The sequence below is a fragment of the Salinimonas lutimaris genome (assembly GCF_005222225.1).
Taxonomy (GTDB): domain Bacteria; phylum Pseudomonadota; class Gammaproteobacteria; order Enterobacterales; family Alteromonadaceae; genus Alteromonas; species Alteromonas lutimaris.
On the sequence record NZ_CP036536.1, the window covers coordinates 1,256,640 to 1,275,634 of the forward strand.

At 48.2% G+C, this 18,995-nt stretch carries 14 protein-coding genes; 10 read left to right on the top strand and 4 right to left on the bottom strand.

The annotated features are described in order from the left end of the window. Positions 1-827: 827 nt before the first annotated feature. Positions 828-1,754 carry an LpxL/LpxP family Kdo(2)-lipid IV(A) lauroyl/palmitoleoyl acyltransferase gene (gene lpxL / locus EZV72_RS05290; RefSeq protein WP_137166259.1) on the top strand — a complete coding sequence of 309 codons (927 nt, stop codon included), beginning with the start codon at positions 828-830 and terminating at the stop codon, positions 1,752-1,754. Between the two features lie 81 nt (positions 1,755-1,835). Next, on the top strand, positions 1,836-2,441 hold the full coding sequence (locus EZV72_RS05295) for a toxin co-regulated pilus biosynthesis Q family protein (protein ID WP_137166260.1): 606 nt from the start codon (positions 1,836-1,838) through the stop codon (positions 2,439-2,441). A 525-nt stretch (positions 2,442-2,966) separates the two neighbouring features. Here the strand turns inward: EZV72_RS05295 and glnE are convergent. Beyond that, positions 2,967-5,810, bottom strand: coding sequence for a bifunctional [glutamate--ammonia ligase]-adenylyl-L-tyrosine phosphorylase/[glutamate--ammonia-ligase] adenylyltransferase (glnE, locus tag EZV72_RS05300; RefSeq protein ID WP_232364514.1), 2,844 nt, complete (start codon positions 5,808-5,810; stop codon positions 2,967-2,969). Positions 5,811-5,967: 157 nt separating this feature from the next. Here glnE and EZV72_RS05305 point away from each other — a divergent pair, with 157 nt between their 5' ends. After that, positions 5,968-6,879 (top strand): DUF350 domain-containing protein, encoded by a 912-nt coding sequence (locus EZV72_RS05305; protein ID WP_137166262.1) that lies wholly within the window; start codon positions 5,968-5,970, stop codon positions 6,877-6,879. A gap of 1 nt (position 6,880) precedes the next feature. Here the strand turns inward: EZV72_RS05305 and EZV72_RS05310 are convergent, their stop codons facing one another. Then, positions 6,881-7,246, bottom strand: coding sequence for a GIY-YIG nuclease family protein (locus EZV72_RS05310; protein ID WP_137166263.1), 366 nt, complete (start codon positions 7,244-7,246; stop codon positions 6,881-6,883). A gap of 29 nt (positions 7,247-7,275) precedes the next feature. Here EZV72_RS05310 and hldE point away from each other — a divergent pair, with 29 nt between their 5' ends. From hldE to EZV72_RS05325, 3 genes are all read left to right on the top strand, one after another. Next, positions 7,276-8,700, top strand: coding sequence for a bifunctional D-glycero-beta-D-manno-heptose-7-phosphate kinase/D-glycero-beta-D-manno-heptose 1-phosphate adenylyltransferase HldE (gene hldE / locus EZV72_RS05315; RefSeq protein ID WP_137166264.1), 1,425 nt, complete (start codon positions 7,276-7,278; stop codon positions 8,698-8,700). Between the two features lie 110 nt (positions 8,701-8,810). Continuing rightward, complete coding sequence (locus EZV72_RS05320) at positions 8,811-9,896, top strand: XrtA/PEP-CTERM system-associated ATPase (protein ID WP_137166265.1); 1,086 nt, start codon at positions 8,811-8,813, stop codon at positions 9,894-9,896. A 152-nt stretch (positions 9,897-10,048) separates the two neighbouring features. After that, a complete protein-coding gene (locus EZV72_RS05325; RefSeq protein WP_137166266.1) occupies positions 10,049-10,912 on the top strand; it encodes a hypothetical protein in 864 nt (287 codons plus the stop codon). Between the two features lie 613 nt (positions 10,913-11,525). Here the strand turns inward: EZV72_RS05325 and EZV72_RS05330 are convergent. Continuing rightward, positions 11,526-12,938 carry a TIGR03013 family XrtA/PEP-CTERM system glycosyltransferase gene (locus EZV72_RS05330; protein WP_137166267.1) on the bottom strand — a complete coding sequence of 471 codons (1,413 nt, stop codon included), beginning with the start codon at positions 12,936-12,938 and terminating at the stop codon, positions 11,526-11,528. Positions 12,939-13,090: 152 nt separating this feature from the next. Here EZV72_RS05330 and EZV72_RS05335 point away from each other — a divergent pair, with 152 nt between their 5' ends. The 4 genes from EZV72_RS05335 to EZV72_RS05350 are packed head-to-tail and all read left to right on the top strand — an operon-like array spanning position 13,091 to position 17,813. Continuing rightward, the gene (locus EZV72_RS05335) at positions 13,091-13,723 is read left to right on the top strand and encodes an XrtA/PEP-CTERM system exopolysaccharide export protein (protein ID WP_137166268.1); all 633 of its coding nucleotides are present in this window, start codon (positions 13,091-13,093) and stop codon (positions 13,721-13,723) included. Positions 13,724-13,742: 19 nt separating this feature from the next. Continuing rightward, positions 13,743-15,311: an XrtA system polysaccharide chain length determinant gene (locus EZV72_RS05340; RefSeq protein WP_137166269.1), complete on the top strand. Its 1,569-nt coding sequence runs from the start codon at positions 13,743-13,745 to the stop codon at positions 15,309-15,311. Further along, positions 15,308-16,195, top strand: coding sequence for an XrtA-associated tyrosine autokinase (locus EZV72_RS05345; protein ID WP_137166270.1), 888 nt, complete (start codon positions 15,308-15,310; stop codon positions 16,193-16,195). Before EZV72_RS05340 ends, EZV72_RS05345 begins: the two co-directional genes overlap by 4 nt. Next, positions 16,149-17,813, top strand: coding sequence for a porin family protein (locus EZV72_RS05350; RefSeq protein ID WP_137166271.1), 1,665 nt, complete (start codon positions 16,149-16,151; stop codon positions 17,811-17,813). Before EZV72_RS05345 ends, EZV72_RS05350 begins: the two co-directional genes overlap by 47 nt. Before the next feature lie 51 nt (positions 17,814-17,864). Here EZV72_RS05350 and EZV72_RS05355 read toward each other — a convergent pair whose 3' ends face one another. Then, a complete protein-coding gene (locus EZV72_RS05355) occupies positions 17,865-18,713 on the bottom strand; it encodes a polysaccharide deacetylase family protein (protein ID WP_137166272.1) in 849 nt (282 codons plus the stop codon). Positions 18,714-18,995 lie beyond the last annotated feature (282 nt).

An 18,995-nucleotide genomic window follows, 5' to 3' on the forward strand; every position in this document is an offset into this window, starting at 1 on the left:
GCAGACCGTTATGCCGGTGGCATGACGCAGCTGACTGAACGACGCACATGGATGTGCGGCTGGACAATGCTTCATGGATGAACACTACTAGTGGCAAGTTGTATTTAATCAGCCAGCCTGTTAACGAGGTCCCCGCTTTCGCGGGGACGACGAAATAAAGCTCGTCGTCCCTGAATCGTGCAGGGCTATCTGGGGTGAAGGCAGACCGTTATGCCGGTGGCATGACGCAGCTGACTGAACGACGCACATGGATGTGCGGCTGGACAATGCTTCATGGATGAACACTACTAGCGGCAAGTTGTATTTAATCAGCCAGCCTGTTAACGAGATCCCCGCTTTCGCGGGGACGACGGAATGTGTGAGACACCAGACCCGCGCAATAATAATCCCGTCGTCCCTGAAGCCCGAAGGGCTATCAGGGATCTCCTAGGAACCTGACTACGTTGGTTTAAAGCCTCTCCCTCGAACCAAATTGCACTTGTTCTAAGGCTGTTTTGCATCAGCCAGGCTGCTAACGAGATCCCCGCTTTCGCGGGGACGACGGAATAAAGCTCGTCGTCCCTGAATCGCGCAGCGATATCAGGGATCTCCTTGGAACCTGACTACGTTGGTTCAAAGCCTCTCCCTCGAACCAAATTGCACCTGTTTTAAGGCTGTTTTGCATCAGCCAGCCTGTTAACGAGCTCCCCGCTTTCGCGGGGACGACGAAATATGTGAGACACCCTTTCATGAGGGGACGACGTGATATTTCCGTAAAACAACATCCGAATTGGTATCCGTGCCACTTACCGTTACAATAGCGCGAAAAAACAATCGGGAATTTTTTCTTGTCTGCAATTAAACCCCCAAAGTTCGAGCTGGCGTTTTTAGGCCCCAGATTCTGGCCTGTCTGGCTCGGTGTGCTCGTGTTGTACACCCTGACCTGGCTGCCATTATCTGTAATTCGTAAACTGGGCGCGGTAGCTGGCCGGCTTATCGGGCTTATCGTGCCTAAACGGGTGAAAGTGGCCAAGCGTAATATAGCTCTGACATACCCAGAGCTGTCTGAAGCAGAAGTTGAGCGTCTGACACGTGAAAATACCCGCCGTGCCGGCATGGCCCTGTTCGAAACCGCTATGGGCTGGTGGTGGCCTAGCTGGCGTATTAAGCGCCATTTTACGCTCGAAGGCTATGAGCACGTGGAAGCGGCCATGGCGCAGGGCAAAGGGATTTTTGGCCTGGCGCTGCACAATATGAATCTGGAATTTGCCTGTCGTGGAGTAGGGTATATCCATCCGTCTATTGCGTTTTACCGTAAACATAATAATCCGCTTATCGATTATTTGCAGTACCACGGTCGGGCCCGCTCAAACAAGTACATGATTCACAAGCGCAGTGCCAAGTCGCTGATTGCAGCGCTGGATGCTAAAGAACTATGTCTGTATCTGCCTGATCAGGATTATGGCCGGGCGCAGAGTGTGTTTGTACCGTTTGGCGGGGTGGAAAAAACCGCTACCTCAACCGCCACCCTGATGTTTGCCAAGCGGGCGAATTGCGTTCCCATGATTTTCACCTCACAGTACACCAAAAATGGTTACAAGGTAAAAATTTACCCGCCGATGCCAGAGTTAGCTGAACTAGAACCAGAGCCCGCGTTAACCTTGCTTAATGAACATGTTGCCAGCATTGTTGCCGAGCAGCCGGAAAGTTATCTGTGGATGCATAAACGGTTTAAAACTCGTCCTTATGATAATGATCCTTCGCTATACGATTAGACCATTTTTCATAATTGTTAGCAGTCATGCACCACTGTACTATTATTGATCATAGTAAATGAACAACGTTGGTTTAGTTGAATGGCTAGCAAACAATATTCGGGTACCGCGTTCTGGGTAAAGCATATTGGATTAGCGCTGGCGCTGATTATTGTTGCTGCAGTGCTGATTTACTTACAGAACAAAGGCTTTGAGACCGGCTCCGGCGCACAGAAAGAAGAGAAGTCAGTTTCTAAAGGGTTGAGTGAGTTTTATCGCGATTTCCGTTCATCCGGCAGTACAGAAGAAGAGCAGACTGGTGATTTTGTTGTCGACCTGCCGTCTTCTGGGCAAAGTCTGGATCAACAATTACGACAACGCTCAGCAACTTTGAATCCAGCTAAAGAAAACTGGGTGGGTGAGCATAAAAACCGTTCATTTAAGGCGGGCAATACCCTGCGTGACGCCATTACAGCCTATGCCGAAAAAGAGGGCATGGAGGTAGTGTGGGATTTAAATCAGGACTTTGTGATAAAGCATCACTTTCAGCTCAAGAGCACAATCGTCGGCTCACTGTCACAAATTGCCAGTGCAGTGAACAGCAATTTTGAAGGTGACGTGCACACCTATGTATGCGCCAGGCAGCGTTCGCTGGTAGTGACTGACAAGCTCACCGACTATGTCAGAAAAAATTGCTCCAAAGTGTAGCGGGCAGGGGGGATATTCCCCCAGTCATCCTTTAATCGCGCAGCAATATCAGGGATCTCCTTGGAACCTGACTAACGCATATTCAAAGGTTGTTTTAAATCAGCCAGCCTGTTTACGAGATCCCCGCTTTCGCGGGGACGACGGAACAGGTGAGCTCCCCGCTTTCGCGGGGGTGAAGGCAGACCGTTTTGCCGGTGGCATGACGCAGCTGACTGAACGACGCACATGGATGTGCGGCTGGGCGATGCTTCATGGATGAACATACTAGCGGCAAGTTGTATTTAATCAGTCAGCCTGTTTACGAGATCCCCGCTTTCGCGGGGGTGAAGGCAGACCGTTATGCCGGTGGCATGACGCAGCTGACTGAACGACGCACATGGATGTGCGGCTGGACGATGCTTCATGGATGAATACCACTAGCTGGAAGTTGTATTTACCTCAGCCAAGCTGTTAACGAGTTCCCCGTTTTCACGGGGACGATGCAACATAGCTCGTTACTACTAGAACAACGGTATGAAAACCTGACTACTCAAATAGCAACTTCCAGCGCGTTCTGACTTTATTGCGCAGGGCATCGAGGGTGTCGCTGGCCTGAGCATACTTGCTGTCTGCCAGTGTCAGCTGGTGATAGTAATCACGCAGTGTCAGGTAGGCATTTTGCAGTTCAGCCACCTCACCGGTCTCCAGCAGGCCAGCCTGACTTACCGCATCAAGAATACGCAGGTTGTCAGGATATACCGTGAGTGACGGGTTATCGCTGGCATGAGCCAGTACCCAGTACTGTGCCATAAATTCAATATCGGTAATGCCTCCCTCGCACTGCTTCAGGTCCACAGTATCAGCCTTGCCGCCGTCCAGATGTGCCCGCATTTTCTGTCGCATGCTGGTGACATCTTCGGCCAGTTTTACTTTATCTCTGTTAAGAGTAAGTACCCGCTTACGTACATCATCAAAGCTGTTCAGCAGGGCTTTGTCACCGGCCACACCACGGGCGCGTACCAGTGCCTGATGTTCCCAGGTCCAGGCTTCGTTGTGCTGGTAGGTTTCAAACCCGTCAATATGGCAGCACAGTAGCCCGGCAGCACCGGACGGACGCAGCCGTAAATCGGTTTCGTACAGCTGTCCGAACAGCGTCGTAGTGCTGAGCAAATGCATAACCCGCTGCGCCAGTTTGATATAAAACTGCTGGGCCTCGATTTGCTTTTTACCATTGGTCACGGCACTACGTGGTGCGTTATGAATAAATACCAAGTCGAGATCAGAGCCGTAGCCCAGTTCATATCCGCCTAGCTTTCCGTAACCAATAACCCCAAAACCGATTTCATCACTTTGCAGGTGCTCCGGTATCCCGAAACGCTGACTTATCTGATGGAAGGCGTGAAAAATGAGGGTGTCGAGTAACACTTCAGCCAGAACAGTCAGCTTATCGCTGACTTTATTAATGGGCAGAGAGCCGCTAATATCCGACGCGGCAATGCGCAACTGCTGGCACAGTTTAAACTGCCGGCAGTTATCCATAATCTGCTCAACATCATCCGGGTCGATCCGCAGCAACTGCTGACGTAACTCATCGGTATATTCAGCCCGGCTTTCCTCCAGACTTGTATTTTGCTGTTGCAGATATAAGGGCGTGAGTAATTCATCAAGCAGTAGCGGAAAACGGCTGATTTGTTCGGCAATCCAGTCAGAGCGCTCACATAAACGCACCAGCTGCCTGAGCACATCCAGATTTTCCAGCAGTAAGTTCAGGTAAGTGGTACGCCCGGTAATAGCGCTGACCACGCGCAATACCCGGTCGGTAAGCTCCACCGGTTTGTCAGCGCCAGCGCTTATCACGGTATGTAATAGTTCCGGCATCAGCTCATCCAGCGTACTGGCACCACGTTCGCCCAGTCTGAACTGCCGCAGGCCTGCCCGAAAGCTGGTGAGCCGGGCAAATAACGCGGTGGCGTGTTCGGCAGGCAGCCAGGCCTGTAAGGTCAGACAGAATTCCTGTTCGTCCAAATCAACCTGCCAGGCATCCTTACAATGCACATACAAATCGTCTGTATCGCCATGCTCCTCATCATGCACTTCTACCAGCTCGTTGAACTGGTCATGAATAAAGGACATGGCTGCATTTAATTGCTGTTTGAAAGCCGAATAATCATGAAACCCGGTGACCTGAGCAACCACAGCCTGTTGCCACTCATCATCCGGCAAGGTCTGCGTTTGCTCGTCATTAAACTGTTGCAGAGTGTGCTCTGTTTTACGTAAAAACAGATAGTGGTCATACATTTGCGTCAGAGTTTCAGCTTCAACAATATCCAGTTCAGCCAGTCCGTCCAGCGTGGCTTTTAATCCGTGACATTGTAAGGCCGGTTCCCGCCCGCCGTGAATCAGCTGAAAGCTCTGGGCAAAAAACTCCACTTCGCGAATACCGCCCGGGCCCAGTTTTATGTTATTGGTTAAACCCCGGCGCCGGATTTCACGATTAATCAGGCCTTTCATATGGCGCAGCGCATCAATGGTGGTGAAATCCAGGTAGCGACGGTAGGTAAAGGGCCGCAGAATATCTTTCAGCTCACGGGTATAGTCATCTTCCGGATTAATTATCCGGGCTTTGATCATGGCAAACCGTTCCCAGGCGCGTCCCTGTTCCTGATAATAGTCTTCCATAGCGGCCAGATGGGTAACCAGCGGGCCGCTGTCGCCAAACGGGCGTAGTCGCATATCTACCCGGAACACCTGGCCGTCTACCGTGATTTTATTCAAAGCGGCAATCAGCCGCTGCGCCAGTTTGGTAAAAAACTGCTGATTCTCAATGGTTTTGCGAGCGCCTTCTGTTTCGCCTTTGTAGGGATAACAAAAAATCAAATCAATATCGGATGAGAAGTTGAGCTCACCGCCGCCCAGTTTTCCCATAGCCAGCATCAGCATGGGTTGCGCGCCATACGGCCCGGCCGGCACGCCATAGCGCTGGCTTAATGCCTCATAATGCCAGTGGTAGGCTTCGTAAATCAGCGCATTAGCCAGCGCAGAGACCTGCTTCAACGAGTCCTCGATTGACTGACCATGAGTGAGATCCTGCCAGGCTATGGCGCACATTGCCCGGTTGCGGAACTGGCGAAGCTCGCGCTGGACAGCATCCTCAGTACTCTGCTCGTTTAACCGTGTACGCAATTCGCTGGCAAACCCGCTCACCGGTAACCGGTTATCTGCTGCGTAGCGCAGCCATTCCGGATGACGAATGCAGTGCTCGGCCACAAAAGGACTTAGCCCAAAAACTGCCTGTGTGTGCGTCTGATATTCAGCATAGTCGTCAGCATCATTAGACTCGCAGAAGCGTTGCCACAGTGCCTGACCTTTTTGTTCAATAATCCTGTTCATTTGTATTTGCGTAGGCATAATACCCGGCCTGTAAGAGCGGTAAAAACCGAAGAAAAAACAATAATAATGTGACGAGTGTGTCATAACCAACCGACAGCCGCCAGCACCGGCTGCCTAATGGGTTATCACAACTACTAAATAGTACGAGGGAGCCGTCATGGAAACATTAGTAAAGCTGGTACCACTGCCGCGGGATTTAGCGGTGTATCTGGTGATCGATCTTGTGCTGGCACTGCTGTTGCTGGTGATTATGAAGTGGCTGGCCGGCGCATTTCGCAAAAGCTCAGTGGCTGATGAGCTCGGGGTGAAAGATAACTTTGCTTTTGGGATCAGCATCGCCGGTGGCATGTTGTCATTATGTATTGTATTGGGCTCGGTGGTGGGCCGGCATGTAGGCCAGGGCCTGGAAAGTGCCGCCAGCGGTATGATCAGTTTTGGTCTGATTGGTATTTTACTGGTTCAGTTTGGTCGTTTCGCCCATGACAAACTGGTGTTAAATCAGGTCGATACCCGGGCTCTGATTGCAGATCGAAGCGTCAGTATTGCACTGGTGGATGCTGCCAGCCTTATCGCCAGTGCCATTATTCTGCGTAGCATGGTGTTATGGGTGGATGGCAGCGACATCAACGCCATGATAGCAATCAGTACCGGCTTTACTGTAGTGCTGGTGATATTGCTGGTGATGACCCGCATTTATGAAGTGCGCTACGCCCGGGACAATCAGAATGATTCTTTCCAGGGTGCACTGCAAAAGGGTCAGCTGGCACTGGCAGTGGAACATGCCGGCAACCTGCTGGGTACCGCACTGATAGTTGCCTCAGCCCGACACCTGCTGAACTATCACCCCGATGGCTACGTCAGTAATGTTACCGGCTGGATCATTGTCAGTGTGGTGTTATCGCTGGCGCTGTACATCATGGTTAATGGCAGTAAAAAAGTGATTTTATGGGGGCTGGATTACCGGCAGGAAGTAGATAAACAGCACAATGTGGGCGTGGCTTGTCTGGAGCTGTGCCTGGCGGTAGGTATTGCACTTATTGTAAATGGTATTCTGGAGTTTCTTTCCTAAGTCAGGCTTTATCCGGGTGATACGCGCCAGGCTCGGTGTAGGTAAAAATATGGTCGGGCAGGGTATCGGAGCAGCCATTAATTAACGCGGTTTTCTGTGCACGGCTTAACTGTTTGATGGCGTATTCCAGTTTCAGCGCAGCCGACTTATTGCTTACGCTCAGTACCGCCCGAAATCGCAGCGGGCCCTTTCCCTTTAACGCTCTGGCACCGCCGGTAATGGCACCGCAATGCTGGCGCATGCGGCGTGCCGGGTCGGTTGTACAGCCGGTGTAAAGTTGCCCAAGCCGGTTTTCGATCAGATAAACAAACCAGCTGACCGTGCTGGTATCCTCATTTTGCTTGCGGGCTGGTATACTTTGCGCCAATTTTCTACAACAACATTGATTACAACACCATGATATTACCAGATTTCAGCAAGGCGAAGGTACTGATAGTCGGCGATTTGATGCTTGACCGCTACTGGGGCGGCAGTACCAGCCGAATCTCGCCTGAAGCACCGGTGCCGGTAGTGAATGTAAGCAACAGCGAAGACCGGCCGGGCGGGGCGGCCAACGTAGCAATTAATGCCGCCATGCTGGGGGCCAGCGTCAGTCTGCTGGGGCTATGCGGCAATGATGAAAATGCGGCGCTGCTGAAACAAAAACTGGTGTCATTTGGCGTAGAATGCCATTTTTCTGCGGTGCAGGGGATGGATACCATTACCAAACTCAGGGTGATGAGTCGTAATCAGCAGCTATTGCGACTGGATTTTGAACAGTCATTTGCCCAGTCCGACAAAAGTGCGCTGCATGCGCAGTACGAGTCGCTGTTAGCGGCTACCGATGTGGTCATTTTGTCAGACTACGCCAAAGGATGCCTGGCTGAGCCACAGGTATTTATCGATATGGCCAGACAAGCCGGAAAGTTTGTTATTGTTGATCCAAAAGGCACGGATTTTGCCAAGTATAAGGGCGCCAGTGTGGTTACCCCCAACATGGCTGAGTTCAGTGGCGTTGCCGGGGAGGCGGTAAACGAGCAGGAGCTGGTCGCACAGGCTGTACATATGAAGTCTCAGCTGGACCTGACCGGGCTGCTACTGACCCGCTCAGAAGAAGGTATGACGCTGTTTCGCGACGCTGAACCTTTCTATTTGCCGGCCAAGGCCAAAGAAGTCTTTGATGTGACCGGGGCCGGTGACACTGTGGTGTCTACTTTGGCGGTTGCTGTTGCATCAGGCTGTGATTTGCCAGACGCCTGTGTGCTGGCCAATATCGCTGCGAGTATTGTGGTCGGTAAGCTAGGTACATCCACCGTGACCACCACCGAGCTGGCAGTAGCGCTGGGCGAGCAGCACCGGCATAACGATACCGGCGTGATGACCGAAGATAAGCTGGTGAATGCGCTGGAGCAGGCCAAAAAGCGCGGCGAAAAAGTGGTTATGACCAATGGTTGCTTCGATATTTTGCACGCCGGGCATGTGTCCTATCTTGAAGCGGCCGCCAAGCTGGGCGATCGGCTGATTGTAGCAGTAAACGAAGACGCTTCAGTGAGCCGGTTAAAAGGCCCGGGCCGGCCAGTTAATAATGTACAGCGGCGAATGGCCGTATTAGCCGGTCTGGCAGCGGTAGACTGGGTAGTGCCGTTTGCCGAGGATACGCCAGCGCGACTGATTGGACGTTTGTTGCCAGATGTACTGGTGAAAGGCGGAGACTATCAGGTCGAAGACATCGCGGGTGGAAAAGAAGTGATGGCCAATGGTGGCGAGGTCAGGGTACTGCACTTTGAAGAAGGCGTATCGACGACCGCCATCATTGATCAAATCGTGGGTAAATCATCGTAACAGATGCCACAGAATTTTAATTGCAACTGCGCAAAGATAGCTGTTAGGCAGGCTTTAGGCTAAGCTAATGAATTCATTGTGCAGTTTGTCAGACGTTAAGCGGTAATTTCATGTACGAAAGTTATTATGGGCTGGACTCAAAACCGTTCCAGCTTACGCCGGATCCGGATTTTTTCTTTGCCAGTCGCTGGCATAAACGGGCCATGTCCTATCTGCAGTATGGGTTATCGCAGGCAGAAGGCTTTATTGTGATCACCGGCGATATTGGCACCGGAAAAACCACCATAGCCAATAGCCTGGTAGCAGATCTGGAAGACGATATCGTGGTAGCGCACATCGTCACGCCAAAACTCAGTCCGGACGAACTGGTAAAACTGGTGGCGTCTAAATTTGAGCTGAATGTGGCCGGTAAAGGCAAGTCTGAAATTCTGGATGACCTGGAAGAGTTTCTGTACAAACTCAGCGACACCGGCCGGCGTGCATTATTGTTGGTCGATGAAGCGCAGAATCTGCCTTTAGAAACCATCGAAGAACTTCGCATGCTGTCGAACTTTCAGGAGTTTGGTAAGCCCCTGCTGCAAAGCTTTTTACTCGGTCAGGAAGAGCTACAGCCGATTTTGCGTGCACCAAATATGGAGCAGTTTCGTCAGCGTATAGTGGCATCATGCCATTTAGCGCCACTCACCGAGCAGGAAACTGAAGAGTACATTGTACACCGCATTATTCATGCTGGCCGTATGAGCGAAGACTCACTGCTTAGTGAAGGGGCGCACGCCAAGATTTATCAGTTCACCAAAGGTGTTCCGCGTAAAATTAATACGCTCATGGACCGTATACTACTGTACGGATTCTTAGAAGAGCTTGACGTGCTTGATGAAACTGCGGTGGATTCGGTAATCAATGAAGTCAGCGATGAGATGTTCCTGCCCGATGATAACATCAGTCATGTCAGTGAAATTGATGAAAGTGCTCAGGAAGTGTCAGCAGGTACAGGTGTACCGCATAAGCCTTCTAAAAAGCTGATTACCCCCAATGGCAATGAGGTACAGGACGCTGAATATTACAAAGCGATGTTAGGCGAGTTGGTGGATGCGCTGGATGATGCCATAAGCCATAAAATTAAGCTGACACAATACATCGATAATTTGCTTAAAAAGAAATATAAAACTTATGTACGATTAAAAGAAGATGAGTAATTCTTTTTAATTACTATTAAAGCCGGCATATGTCGGCTTTTTTTACATGTGTAAAAAAGTGTCATTTAAATTGTAATATTTACAAGCGGTTAATTTTTGGCCTGAGTAATGCTTTAGTGTTAATGCGTATACATCACCCATAAGAGGGGATTATGAAAACAGCAAGTAAAGCAGTATTAACCGGATTTATCCTGGCCAGTTCGTGGTCGGCTCAGGCAGCAATGTGCAATACCTCTGACGTGCAAATTGACTTTATACAAGTACAGGATGGGGTCGACAGCGGGACTTCGCTTGTTACCCCTATATCTGCAACTTCATGTCTTGGCGCTTTCAGCGGGAACAACAGTGCATTCGAAAACCCTACTATGGGTAACCTTGGTTATAAGGATGACGGCTGGTTTAATATCGACAGTTACAACGGCTGGTGGGACACCCCGGGGGCGTTTGTTGAAGAGGATGAGCTACAGGATCTGCAAGGCATGGGTAACATCGACCCGGGATGGATTTACGTGGGCAAATCTGAAGGTAGCGGGTTCCAGGGCGCTACCATGAATGGCGAGAACACCTCCTACACCTTTATTGATGATTTAATCACCTTATCAGGCTGTAAAACCAAAGGCGGTGCTGACACGGGGTGTTTTGATAACGCCGTGTCAGGAAACTTTACATGGGATCCGCCCGCTACCAACCCTGATGCATTGCTAGACCTGCTCGGAGGACAGTTCTTCGACAAGGTAGGTATCGTGTTTAAAAGCGGCAATGCCTTTGCTATGTATGAGTTTGATTTGGCGGGAATTGGCCTTGATCCGGTCTTTGCTGGTGACTACAACTATCTGTTCAGCGGCACCTGGGATATGTCTGATACACTGATCAATAACGGGGGGCAGCCTGCTGGCCTGTCGAATCTGACAGCATGGGCGAGAGACCCCGCGTCAACAGATGTGCCTTTACCGCCCACAGCGGTATTAATTTTATTCACATTAGTGCTGGCTATTCGCAGACGAATAATGGCATAATTGTGTGGAATCCATCTAAAGCCCAAAGGAATTGGGCTTTACTATAATAATAATATTCCATATTCCACACATGCAGCGAGCCTCGAGCTCGCTTTTTTTTGCGCAAAAGAAACACACTCCCCATCAACTGAGGAGCATGTTTTATTCCACACATCGTTTCCAGCGACATCGCTGCAATAAATTGCGTCCCTTGCTTTGCGCTGGTTTTGCACAAGTAATGTAAGCAATTGCAGTGCCATTATCTTCATAGTCACAAAAAAGTTGTTTTATATCAGTAGTTGGAAATTTTTCACAGAGATTAAAAAAATAAAAAAGGACATTTTTTCTTATAATTGGGTTAATTCTTGTTGCTGTTTGGTAACACAAGTAACTGATATTTTTTTCAGCGCGTAGTTTTTACAATTAAATACTTCAAAGCCGGCGATGAAATTTAAAAAACTACTTTTAAGTGATTAATTTTAAATGGTAGTAAGAGAGTAGATTGATTTAAAAAAACAGTTAGTTTAATGTTTGTTCAGCGTAGTAAAACAGCAACATCGCTTTTAAGAATTTTGTTAAAGACATTAAAAAAACCGGCTCTGTGGCCGGTTTTTTTGTCAACGGATAAGTCGTTTTAACGACCTTTTCCGAACAGCACAATCTCAACGGTCCGTATCAGAATCAGGATGTCCAGTAGCAGGCTCTGATGCTTTACGTAGTAAAGATCAAACTTCAGCTTTTCCATTGAGTCTTCCACGCTTGCACCGTACGGGTAGTTCAGCTGAGCCCAGCCAGCCAGGCCTGGTTTAACGTTGTGGCGCTGGTTGTAATAGGGGACTTCACGTACCAGCTTTTCAACAAACTCGGGGCGCTCAGGGCGCGGGCCAATAAACGACATTTCACCTTTAAACACATTGAATAGCTGAGGTAGTTCGTCAATCCGGTACTTACGGATGAAGTAACCAATCCGGGTAACCCGGTCATCATTCTGGCTGGCCCACTTGGCCCCGTCTTTTTCTGCGTCAGGCCGCATACTGCGAAACTTGATAATATTAAACAACTTACCGTTAAGCCCAACCCGTTCCTGCTTGTAGAACACCGAGGTGCCCGTGCGGCGACCGTCATCCAGCCATATAATCACAGCGGTAAGCAGCATGAACGGCCATGTGAAGGCAAAAATGAACGTGGCTAGCGTTACGTTAATAAAGTAGTCCAGCGCATCGCGCAGGTAGTTCTGGCTCTGAAAACCGTTGGAATAAATAACCCAGCTCGGATACATCAGATTAACTACAATCTGGCCGGTCTCACGCTCCATAAAGTCCAGTAAGTCAGTAACTTCAATGCCTCTGAGCCGGCATTCAAACAGCACTTCAACGGGTAATGTACCGCGGCGCTGGTCACACGCAATCACAATCTCTTCAATGTCATTATCATTCACAAACTGCTGAAAAGACTCATCTACTTTTACATGAATAATTTCTTCGTTTTTGATGCCATCTTCGCGGTTATCCCCCGGAATAGGAATGAACCCTACCAGGTCAAAAGCAATACGGTCGACATCACGGCGCATACGCTTTTCTATAATAGAGGCGCGTTCACCGGCCCCCAGCACTACAATACGGGCTTTGCCCAGGCCAAGTAAGCCCAGACGATTGGTAAAATAGCGAAAGATGACTAAAGTAATGATAATGCAGCACACTGCGGCTGGCAGATAGTAGGAGTGCATCGCCAAATCGTCAAAGAAGGCGCGGCTGACGACCTCTACTAAAAAGTAACTCAGGCCAACGCTGACAAAGATCCGCCGGATAATGCCGCGAAATGTTTCTCTGAGTTTTGCTTCATATAGTCCAACTGAAAGGGAACAAAGAAGAATGGCAACGGTTAATAAACCAACATTTACCACTAGTTTTTCAATTGAGACAGAATTTGTCAGATTTAACTGAACCAAAATAAAATGGGTAATGTAACCCATATACGCTATAAGTAATGCTTCCGTCAGAACTAAAATGTTGGAACGTTTACTTTGATTGTGTCTGTTTAATGCCACTCCTGGCCCCCTGATACATCGACGTCGAAGTTCATCATAAAGCTATTTATTGTAATAGACTAGAAATGATGTTGGCATTATAGTGTTATTTACCGTAGGGTAAATTATCTTTATAAAAAATTTCACCATAACGAGTTTAGGAACATTCTCTTATGTATAACTCTAAAAGCATCATTCCTGTTGTTCTTGGGGCAGCAGCAACAATTTTGTGCGGGTGTACCAGTACTTCCGATTTGCCTGAAGCGAAAACGCGTGCGTCTATGACTACCAGTGTTGATGAATATCAATACCTGATTGGTCCGGGCGACTCTCTGAATATTTTCGTATGGCGTAACCCGGAAATCTCTGGTCAGTATACCGTACGCCCGGATGGTAAAGTCACTACGTCTTTAGTTGAAGATATCGATGTGGCCGGTCGCACGCCTGCTACACTGGCTCGTGAGATTGAAGAAAAACTGTCCACATTTATCAACACGCCGCGCGTAACGGTAAGTGTTAACAACTTCCAGGGGCCGCTGAGCGAGCAGGTACGGGTTATTGGCGAAGCCGCTAATCCTCGTGCAATCAGCTACACCCAAAACATGACGCTGCTGGATCTGATGATTTCAGTGGGCGGTCTGACTGAATTTGCTGACGGCAACAGCGCTAAACTGGTCCGTGTAGAAGACGGTCAGAAACAAACATACAACATCAACATTGATGATTTGATTCGCAGCGGCGACATTTCTAAAAACGTTGATATTCTGCCAGGTGACATCGTGATCATCCCAGAGGCTTGGTTCTAGTAGTAACGGAACGATTTAGATGCAGGATTTACAGCCAGCGATTGCGCAGTTCTTTGATCTGATCAAAGGAATATGGATAAAAAAGCGCATCATCATAATTTGCTCATGGGTCATCTGCCCGATTGGGTTTTTCTATGTAGCAACCCTTCCTAACCAGTATGAGTCTTCAGCGAAAGTGTTTGTAGATACAGGCTCACCACTGCAACCAGTACTTTCAGGTATGACAATTCAATCGGATCCCAATGAAGAGATACGAATGATGGCTAAAACTTTACTTAGCCGGTCAAATCTTGAGACGATTGCGCGTGAAAGTGACCTTGATATCACTACAGCCAGTGACGCGGATTTTAATGCATTGATCAGTCGACTGGCCAATGATATACAGCTCAGCTTTACCGGCCGTGATAATATTTACACAATTTCTTATGACAACGAAGCGCCGGCAATGGCGCAAAGAGTTGTACAGGAAACTCTGGAGTTATTTGTTGAAGGGTCGTTAGGAAATAACCGCCGGGATACAGACACCGCAGGCCGATTCCTGGATGAGCAAATTGCTGATTACGAAGTTCGTCTGGCCGACGCAGAGCAGCGGTTAGCTGCGTTTAAACGCCGTTACAGTGATATTCTTCCCTTATCTGGTACTTACTACGGTGCGTTACAAGGGCAGCGAAATGAGCTTGAGCAGACGCAGCTTCAGATTCGTCAGACTCAGGAACAAATCGACGCTATCAAAGCGCAGCTTTCTACATCAAAACTGTCTGACAGCTTTGATGTTCGTAACGAGGGGGACTCAACCCTTAAAACACGTTACGACGAGCGTATCAAAGCGCTGGAAGATAAGCTGGATAACCTGATGCTGCGCTACACCGATCAGCACCCGGATGTTATTGAAACCAAAGCGTTGCTGGAAAACCTGGAAGCCTCACGTAAGGAAGAAATCGAAAACTTCCTGAGTGAACAGGTAGATGGCGAGGGCAATCCTCAGGGTGAATATAATAGCCAGCTATCACTGGATATGAGCCGGTTACAAAGCAATATTGCTTCACTAAGAGTTAAAGAGGAAGATCTGAAGAAAAAAATTGCAGATTTGGACTCCAAGATTGATTTAGTACCGCAAATTGAAGCAGAACAGGCCTCACTGAACCGTGACTATGGTATCACCAAAAAACGGTACGAAGAGTTACTATCGCGCAGGGAATCTGCCGATCTGACTCGTCGAGCAGATGTATCTGCTGAAGAGTTCCAGTTCCGCATCATCGAACCGCCAATGGTGCCAAGAGCGCCGTCCGGTCCACAAAGACTGGTGCTTTATACCGCTGTGTTGTTAGCTGGCTTTGGTATTGGTATAGGTATTGCGTTTGTAATGAATCAGCTCTCACCCGTATTGGTAAGAGCAAGGCAGTTACATGAGTTGACTGATTACCCTATCTGGGGAACAGTTACGCATCTGGAAATAGACTCTATTACCAAAAAGAATAACCGTAAAATTGTTGTATTTGCGGCGAGCTCTCTTGGTGTGGTCATTCTTTACGGTGCATTAATGACTGCTGAGTTAATGAACATAAATCTCTCAGGTATGTTGTCATGAGTAGTACGATAGAAAAAGCCCTGCAGCGTCGGCGCGAAGCGCTTGCTGCAGAAGAAGCCAATGGTGAAAGTGGTGATAAAACGGAGAAAACCCGTCGTCGTCGCCGCACGGTGAGTAATAAATCACCATTAGAGCCATTTAACATCGATATTCAACGGCTTGAGAATAACGGACATGTTTCATTAACGGGTATTCGCAAAAGCATTAACGAAGAATATCGTGAAATTAAACGTAAGTTATTGGCAAATGCTTTCGGGCCTCTGGCATCTACGTTAAAAAACAGCAATATCATCATGGTGTCCAGTGGCCGCCCGTCTGAAGGTAAAACCTTCACCGCGACCAATCTGGCTCTCAGCATCGCGTCTGAGCAGGACAAAACAGTATTGCTGGTAGATGCCGACGTACTCAAACCTAACGTATTGAATACGTTAGGCCTTGAGCGTCGCAAAGGCCTGATTGATTATCTGACGGGTGAAGTTGATGACATCGGTGATGTGCTGTATCCAACCAACGTGGATAAACTGAAAATTATCCCGGCAGGTAGCACGCACCATTTGTCAACAGAGCTTCTGGCCAGCCAGAAAATGCATGACACGATAGATGAATTTGCCAATCGCTACTCGGATCGTATCGTTATTATCGACACACCCCCTCTCATCGGTATCACAGAAAGTGCTGTACTGGCCAATTTTGCAGGCCAGGCTGTGGTTGTGACCGAAGAAGGACGCGCTAAGCTGTCAGACATAAAGCTGTGTGTCGAGCGCCTTAACCCCAACATGGCCATTGGCTTTGTGGTAAACAAGGTGGTTAACAAAGACGCCAACGACCCGGGCTACTATGGATATTATTATGCAGACGAGCAAGAAAAGGTTGATGAAGCGTAATTTTGCAGTTTCAAAACTTGCTGTTTTTACCTTATCCGTATTTGGTGGGTTACACGCTCAGGCTGGCGATCTTACGCTTCAGCCGAGCGTTTCTTCGGAATTAATCTTTCAGCAAATTGATTCTGAAACTCAGGGAGACCGTGACCTTAACACGTTACGAATTGAACCTTCACTGAAAGCAATGTATGAAAGTGGGAAGGTCAATGCATCGTTTACTGGTACAGGTACTCATTTAGAGCGTGACAGCGAACTGAGTTCCACAGATGAAGATTATCTCGAGTATTTCTACAACGCCGATTGGGATGTTATTGACAGACTACTGACGGTTAGTGCCAGCGGTAGTTCTTCTTATCTGAATGCCAACACCGACAACTTTTTGGTTTCTGATTTTCTAACAAATCCGAGCGATTTGGCTCGTACTGAAACAAATCGCCTCGGTGTAAGTTCAGACTTTACACGCAATCCTTATGTGTCGGGTAAAGCGCAATTAACCTACACCAAGGTCAAAACAGAGCAGACGCAGTTTGTATCTTCAAATCGTCTAGACAATGAAACTATTAAATTTAATACATCGTTAAACAATGGTGATGCGGCCAGAAATTACTTCTGGAATGTAAATGCAGAGGCCAGTGATACAGACCGAGGGCAGGCTAACCTGGGCTCGTTTACCAGCCAGAAAGCGGATGGCTTTTTTGACCAGCATATTGTACAGAACTGGGCAGTAAGGCTGGCGGCACAAACTGAGTCACATGAGTTTACTGCCAACAGTGGAGATATTTCCACTGAACGTAAATTTGATAGTGTTGGCCTGGGTGTGACTTATCGACAGGCAAAAAACCGTTCGGTTTCTTTGACTGCAAATAAAGCGAATTCTTCTAACCCTGAAAACGACGGAGATGTGTATCCAGGTGTAAATATCAACTGGGCATTTACTAACCGTACTAGTCTGTATGCGGATTTTGGTAAACGTTTCTACGGCGATGCGGCGAATGTGAATTTTCAACATGCCACTCGAAGAATACGTACATCACTGACGTATTCTGAAGATGTCAGCGATTTTTCACAGTTGTTGTCTAACCCTGAAACACTTGGCATTTTTGTCTGCCCGGGTAGTAGTTTCTCTTTAGACTGCTTCCAGCCAAATACGCTTAACTATGATTTGGTAAACGGTGAGCAGCTGGTTCAGATACTCGACACAAACAACGCGCTGGAAGATGATGTAGTATTGCGCAAGAACGGCAAATTGCAGATCAGTTATCAGTCTCGCAGGTTAACTGTAGGAGTGTATGTTCAGCAGGCCAAGGATGAATATCTTGGGCAAGGGTTTGAGCGTGAAACTCAGACAATTGGAACCAATGCGAATTACCAGCTAGGGGCGTATACCAATTTGGTCGGCTCTATCAGCTTTGCTGACATTAATCGTGTTGACGAGGATGGTATTGAGACTGATAGTGAAAACACTCGATTTTCACTGGGGCTGAATCATCAGTTGTCACGTTACTTTACTGCAAATGCTGAATTTTCTTACATTGATCGTAGTGGGGAAGCTCAGTTTAGTAGTTTAGGTAATGACTACAACGAACAGCGATTGACACTGGGTGTGACATACCGTTACTAGTTGAACTGAAACTGACAAAAAAGCCGGTTAATTTCGATTAACCGGCTTTTTTTAATTTGTCGCTCTTAGTTTTTCCAGCCAGGATGCATACCGGGTGGCTTTATTCAGCGTTGCCGGTAAACTTAGCCTGGGAACAGCAAACGCGTTGCTTCTGGCCTTACTGGCCACGTAATAGCCTGGTTCAGAGGTCAGTGCACCAATAAATCCATGCTCACGGACTACCGCCATAGCCCGCTCATCATAATCTTCCTGCATACCTACCGGATAACAAAACACTTTTGATGGAGCACTCAGGTGCTGGTTTAACAACGCCATGCTGTTGTTCAGTTCCAGGTGAATATCTGATGTTGTTAATGTAGACAGCGGATTGTGCGCACAAGTATGTGAGCCAATTACCAAGCCCTGAGATTCCAGTTCTGCCAGCCGGGCCCAGTTTGCCGGCGTGTAGCGACTTACATCCATCTGCTGAGCCGGGCATAATGCTGCTTCAATATCAGCTACAAACTTGCTGCGGGCCGACTTTTCCAGCCGCTTGGCATGCAATGACAACTGCCGACGAAACTGCCGCTTATCTTTTAGCGACAGTACACGCTCACCGGGCATACCTAACGCGGCCACATCCAGTTGTTTACACTGGCTTGACTGCACGGCGGTTGCAATACGGGCATCCCAGGGCAACTGACCCTCAATGAGGTCTGTAATCACAAACAGAGTAGGGTGGGCTTCGTATTTCAACAGAACCGGCAACAGCGCATCGGTCTGGTCTTCATAGCCATCATCAACAGTAAAGCAAATATAGTTTTTAGCAGGATTAAGGCGGGTTTGCGGATCGAGCAATTCGTCCACACTGATGAATGTACAGTTGTGCTTTATCAGCAGGCGCAGAAAATCTTCCAACATGGTCAGATCAGTTCCGTTTAAACCATGCTGTCCGCTGGGTCGGTGCAATGTAAAAATGCACACGTGCTGGCTTAGCGCTTTGTTCAACAGCCAGTTTAGTCCCGGGCTTAAAAATAACGAATGAATCAAGTTACAGTTTCCAACTTCTCAGGCAACTTCATCATGCCTTTATGCAAACAAGAACTTTTTCCTTGCACAAACCGTGACAAAGCAGAGCAAAACGTTAATCGATTATCTGTATTGGACCTATTAGTCTAATTGCTTAGCGATTTGGGCTAACAT

Coding starts and splice junctions, on each gene's coding strand:
- EZV72_RS05295 (WP_137166260.1), top strand. CDS start 1,836: ATGGCTAGCAAACAATATTCGGGTACCGCGTTCTGGGTAAAGCATATT.
- glnE (WP_232364514.1), bottom strand. CDS start 5,810: ATGAACAGGATTATTGAACAAAAAGGTCAGGCACTGTGGCAACGCTTC.
- EZV72_RS05305 (WP_137166262.1), top strand. CDS start 5,968: ATGGAAACATTAGTAAAGCTGGTACCACTGCCGCGGGATTTAGCGGTG.
- hldE (WP_137166264.1), top strand. CDS start 7,276: ATGATATTACCAGATTTCAGCAAGGCGAAGGTACTGATAGTCGGCGAT.
- EZV72_RS05320 (WP_137166265.1), top strand. CDS start 8,811: ATGTACGAAAGTTATTATGGGCTGGACTCAAAACCGTTCCAGCTTACG.
- EZV72_RS05325 (WP_137166266.1), top strand. CDS start 10,049: ATGAAAACAGCAAGTAAAGCAGTATTAACCGGATTTATCCTGGCCAGT.
- EZV72_RS05335 (WP_137166268.1), top strand. CDS start 13,091: ATGTATAACTCTAAAAGCATCATTCCTGTTGTTCTTGGGGCAGCAGCA.
- EZV72_RS05340 (WP_137166269.1), top strand. CDS start 13,743: ATGCAGGATTTACAGCCAGCGATTGCGCAGTTCTTTGATCTGATCAAA.
- EZV72_RS05345 (WP_137166270.1), top strand. CDS start 15,308: ATGAGTAGTACGATAGAAAAAGCCCTGCAGCGTCGGCGCGAAGCGCTT.
- EZV72_RS05350 (WP_137166271.1), top strand. CDS start 16,149: ATGGATATTATTATGCAGACGAGCAAGAAAAGGTTGATGAAGCGTAAT.
- EZV72_RS05355 (WP_137166272.1), bottom strand. CDS start 18,713: ATGTTGGAAGATTTTCTGCGCCTGCTGATAAAGCACAACTGTACATTC.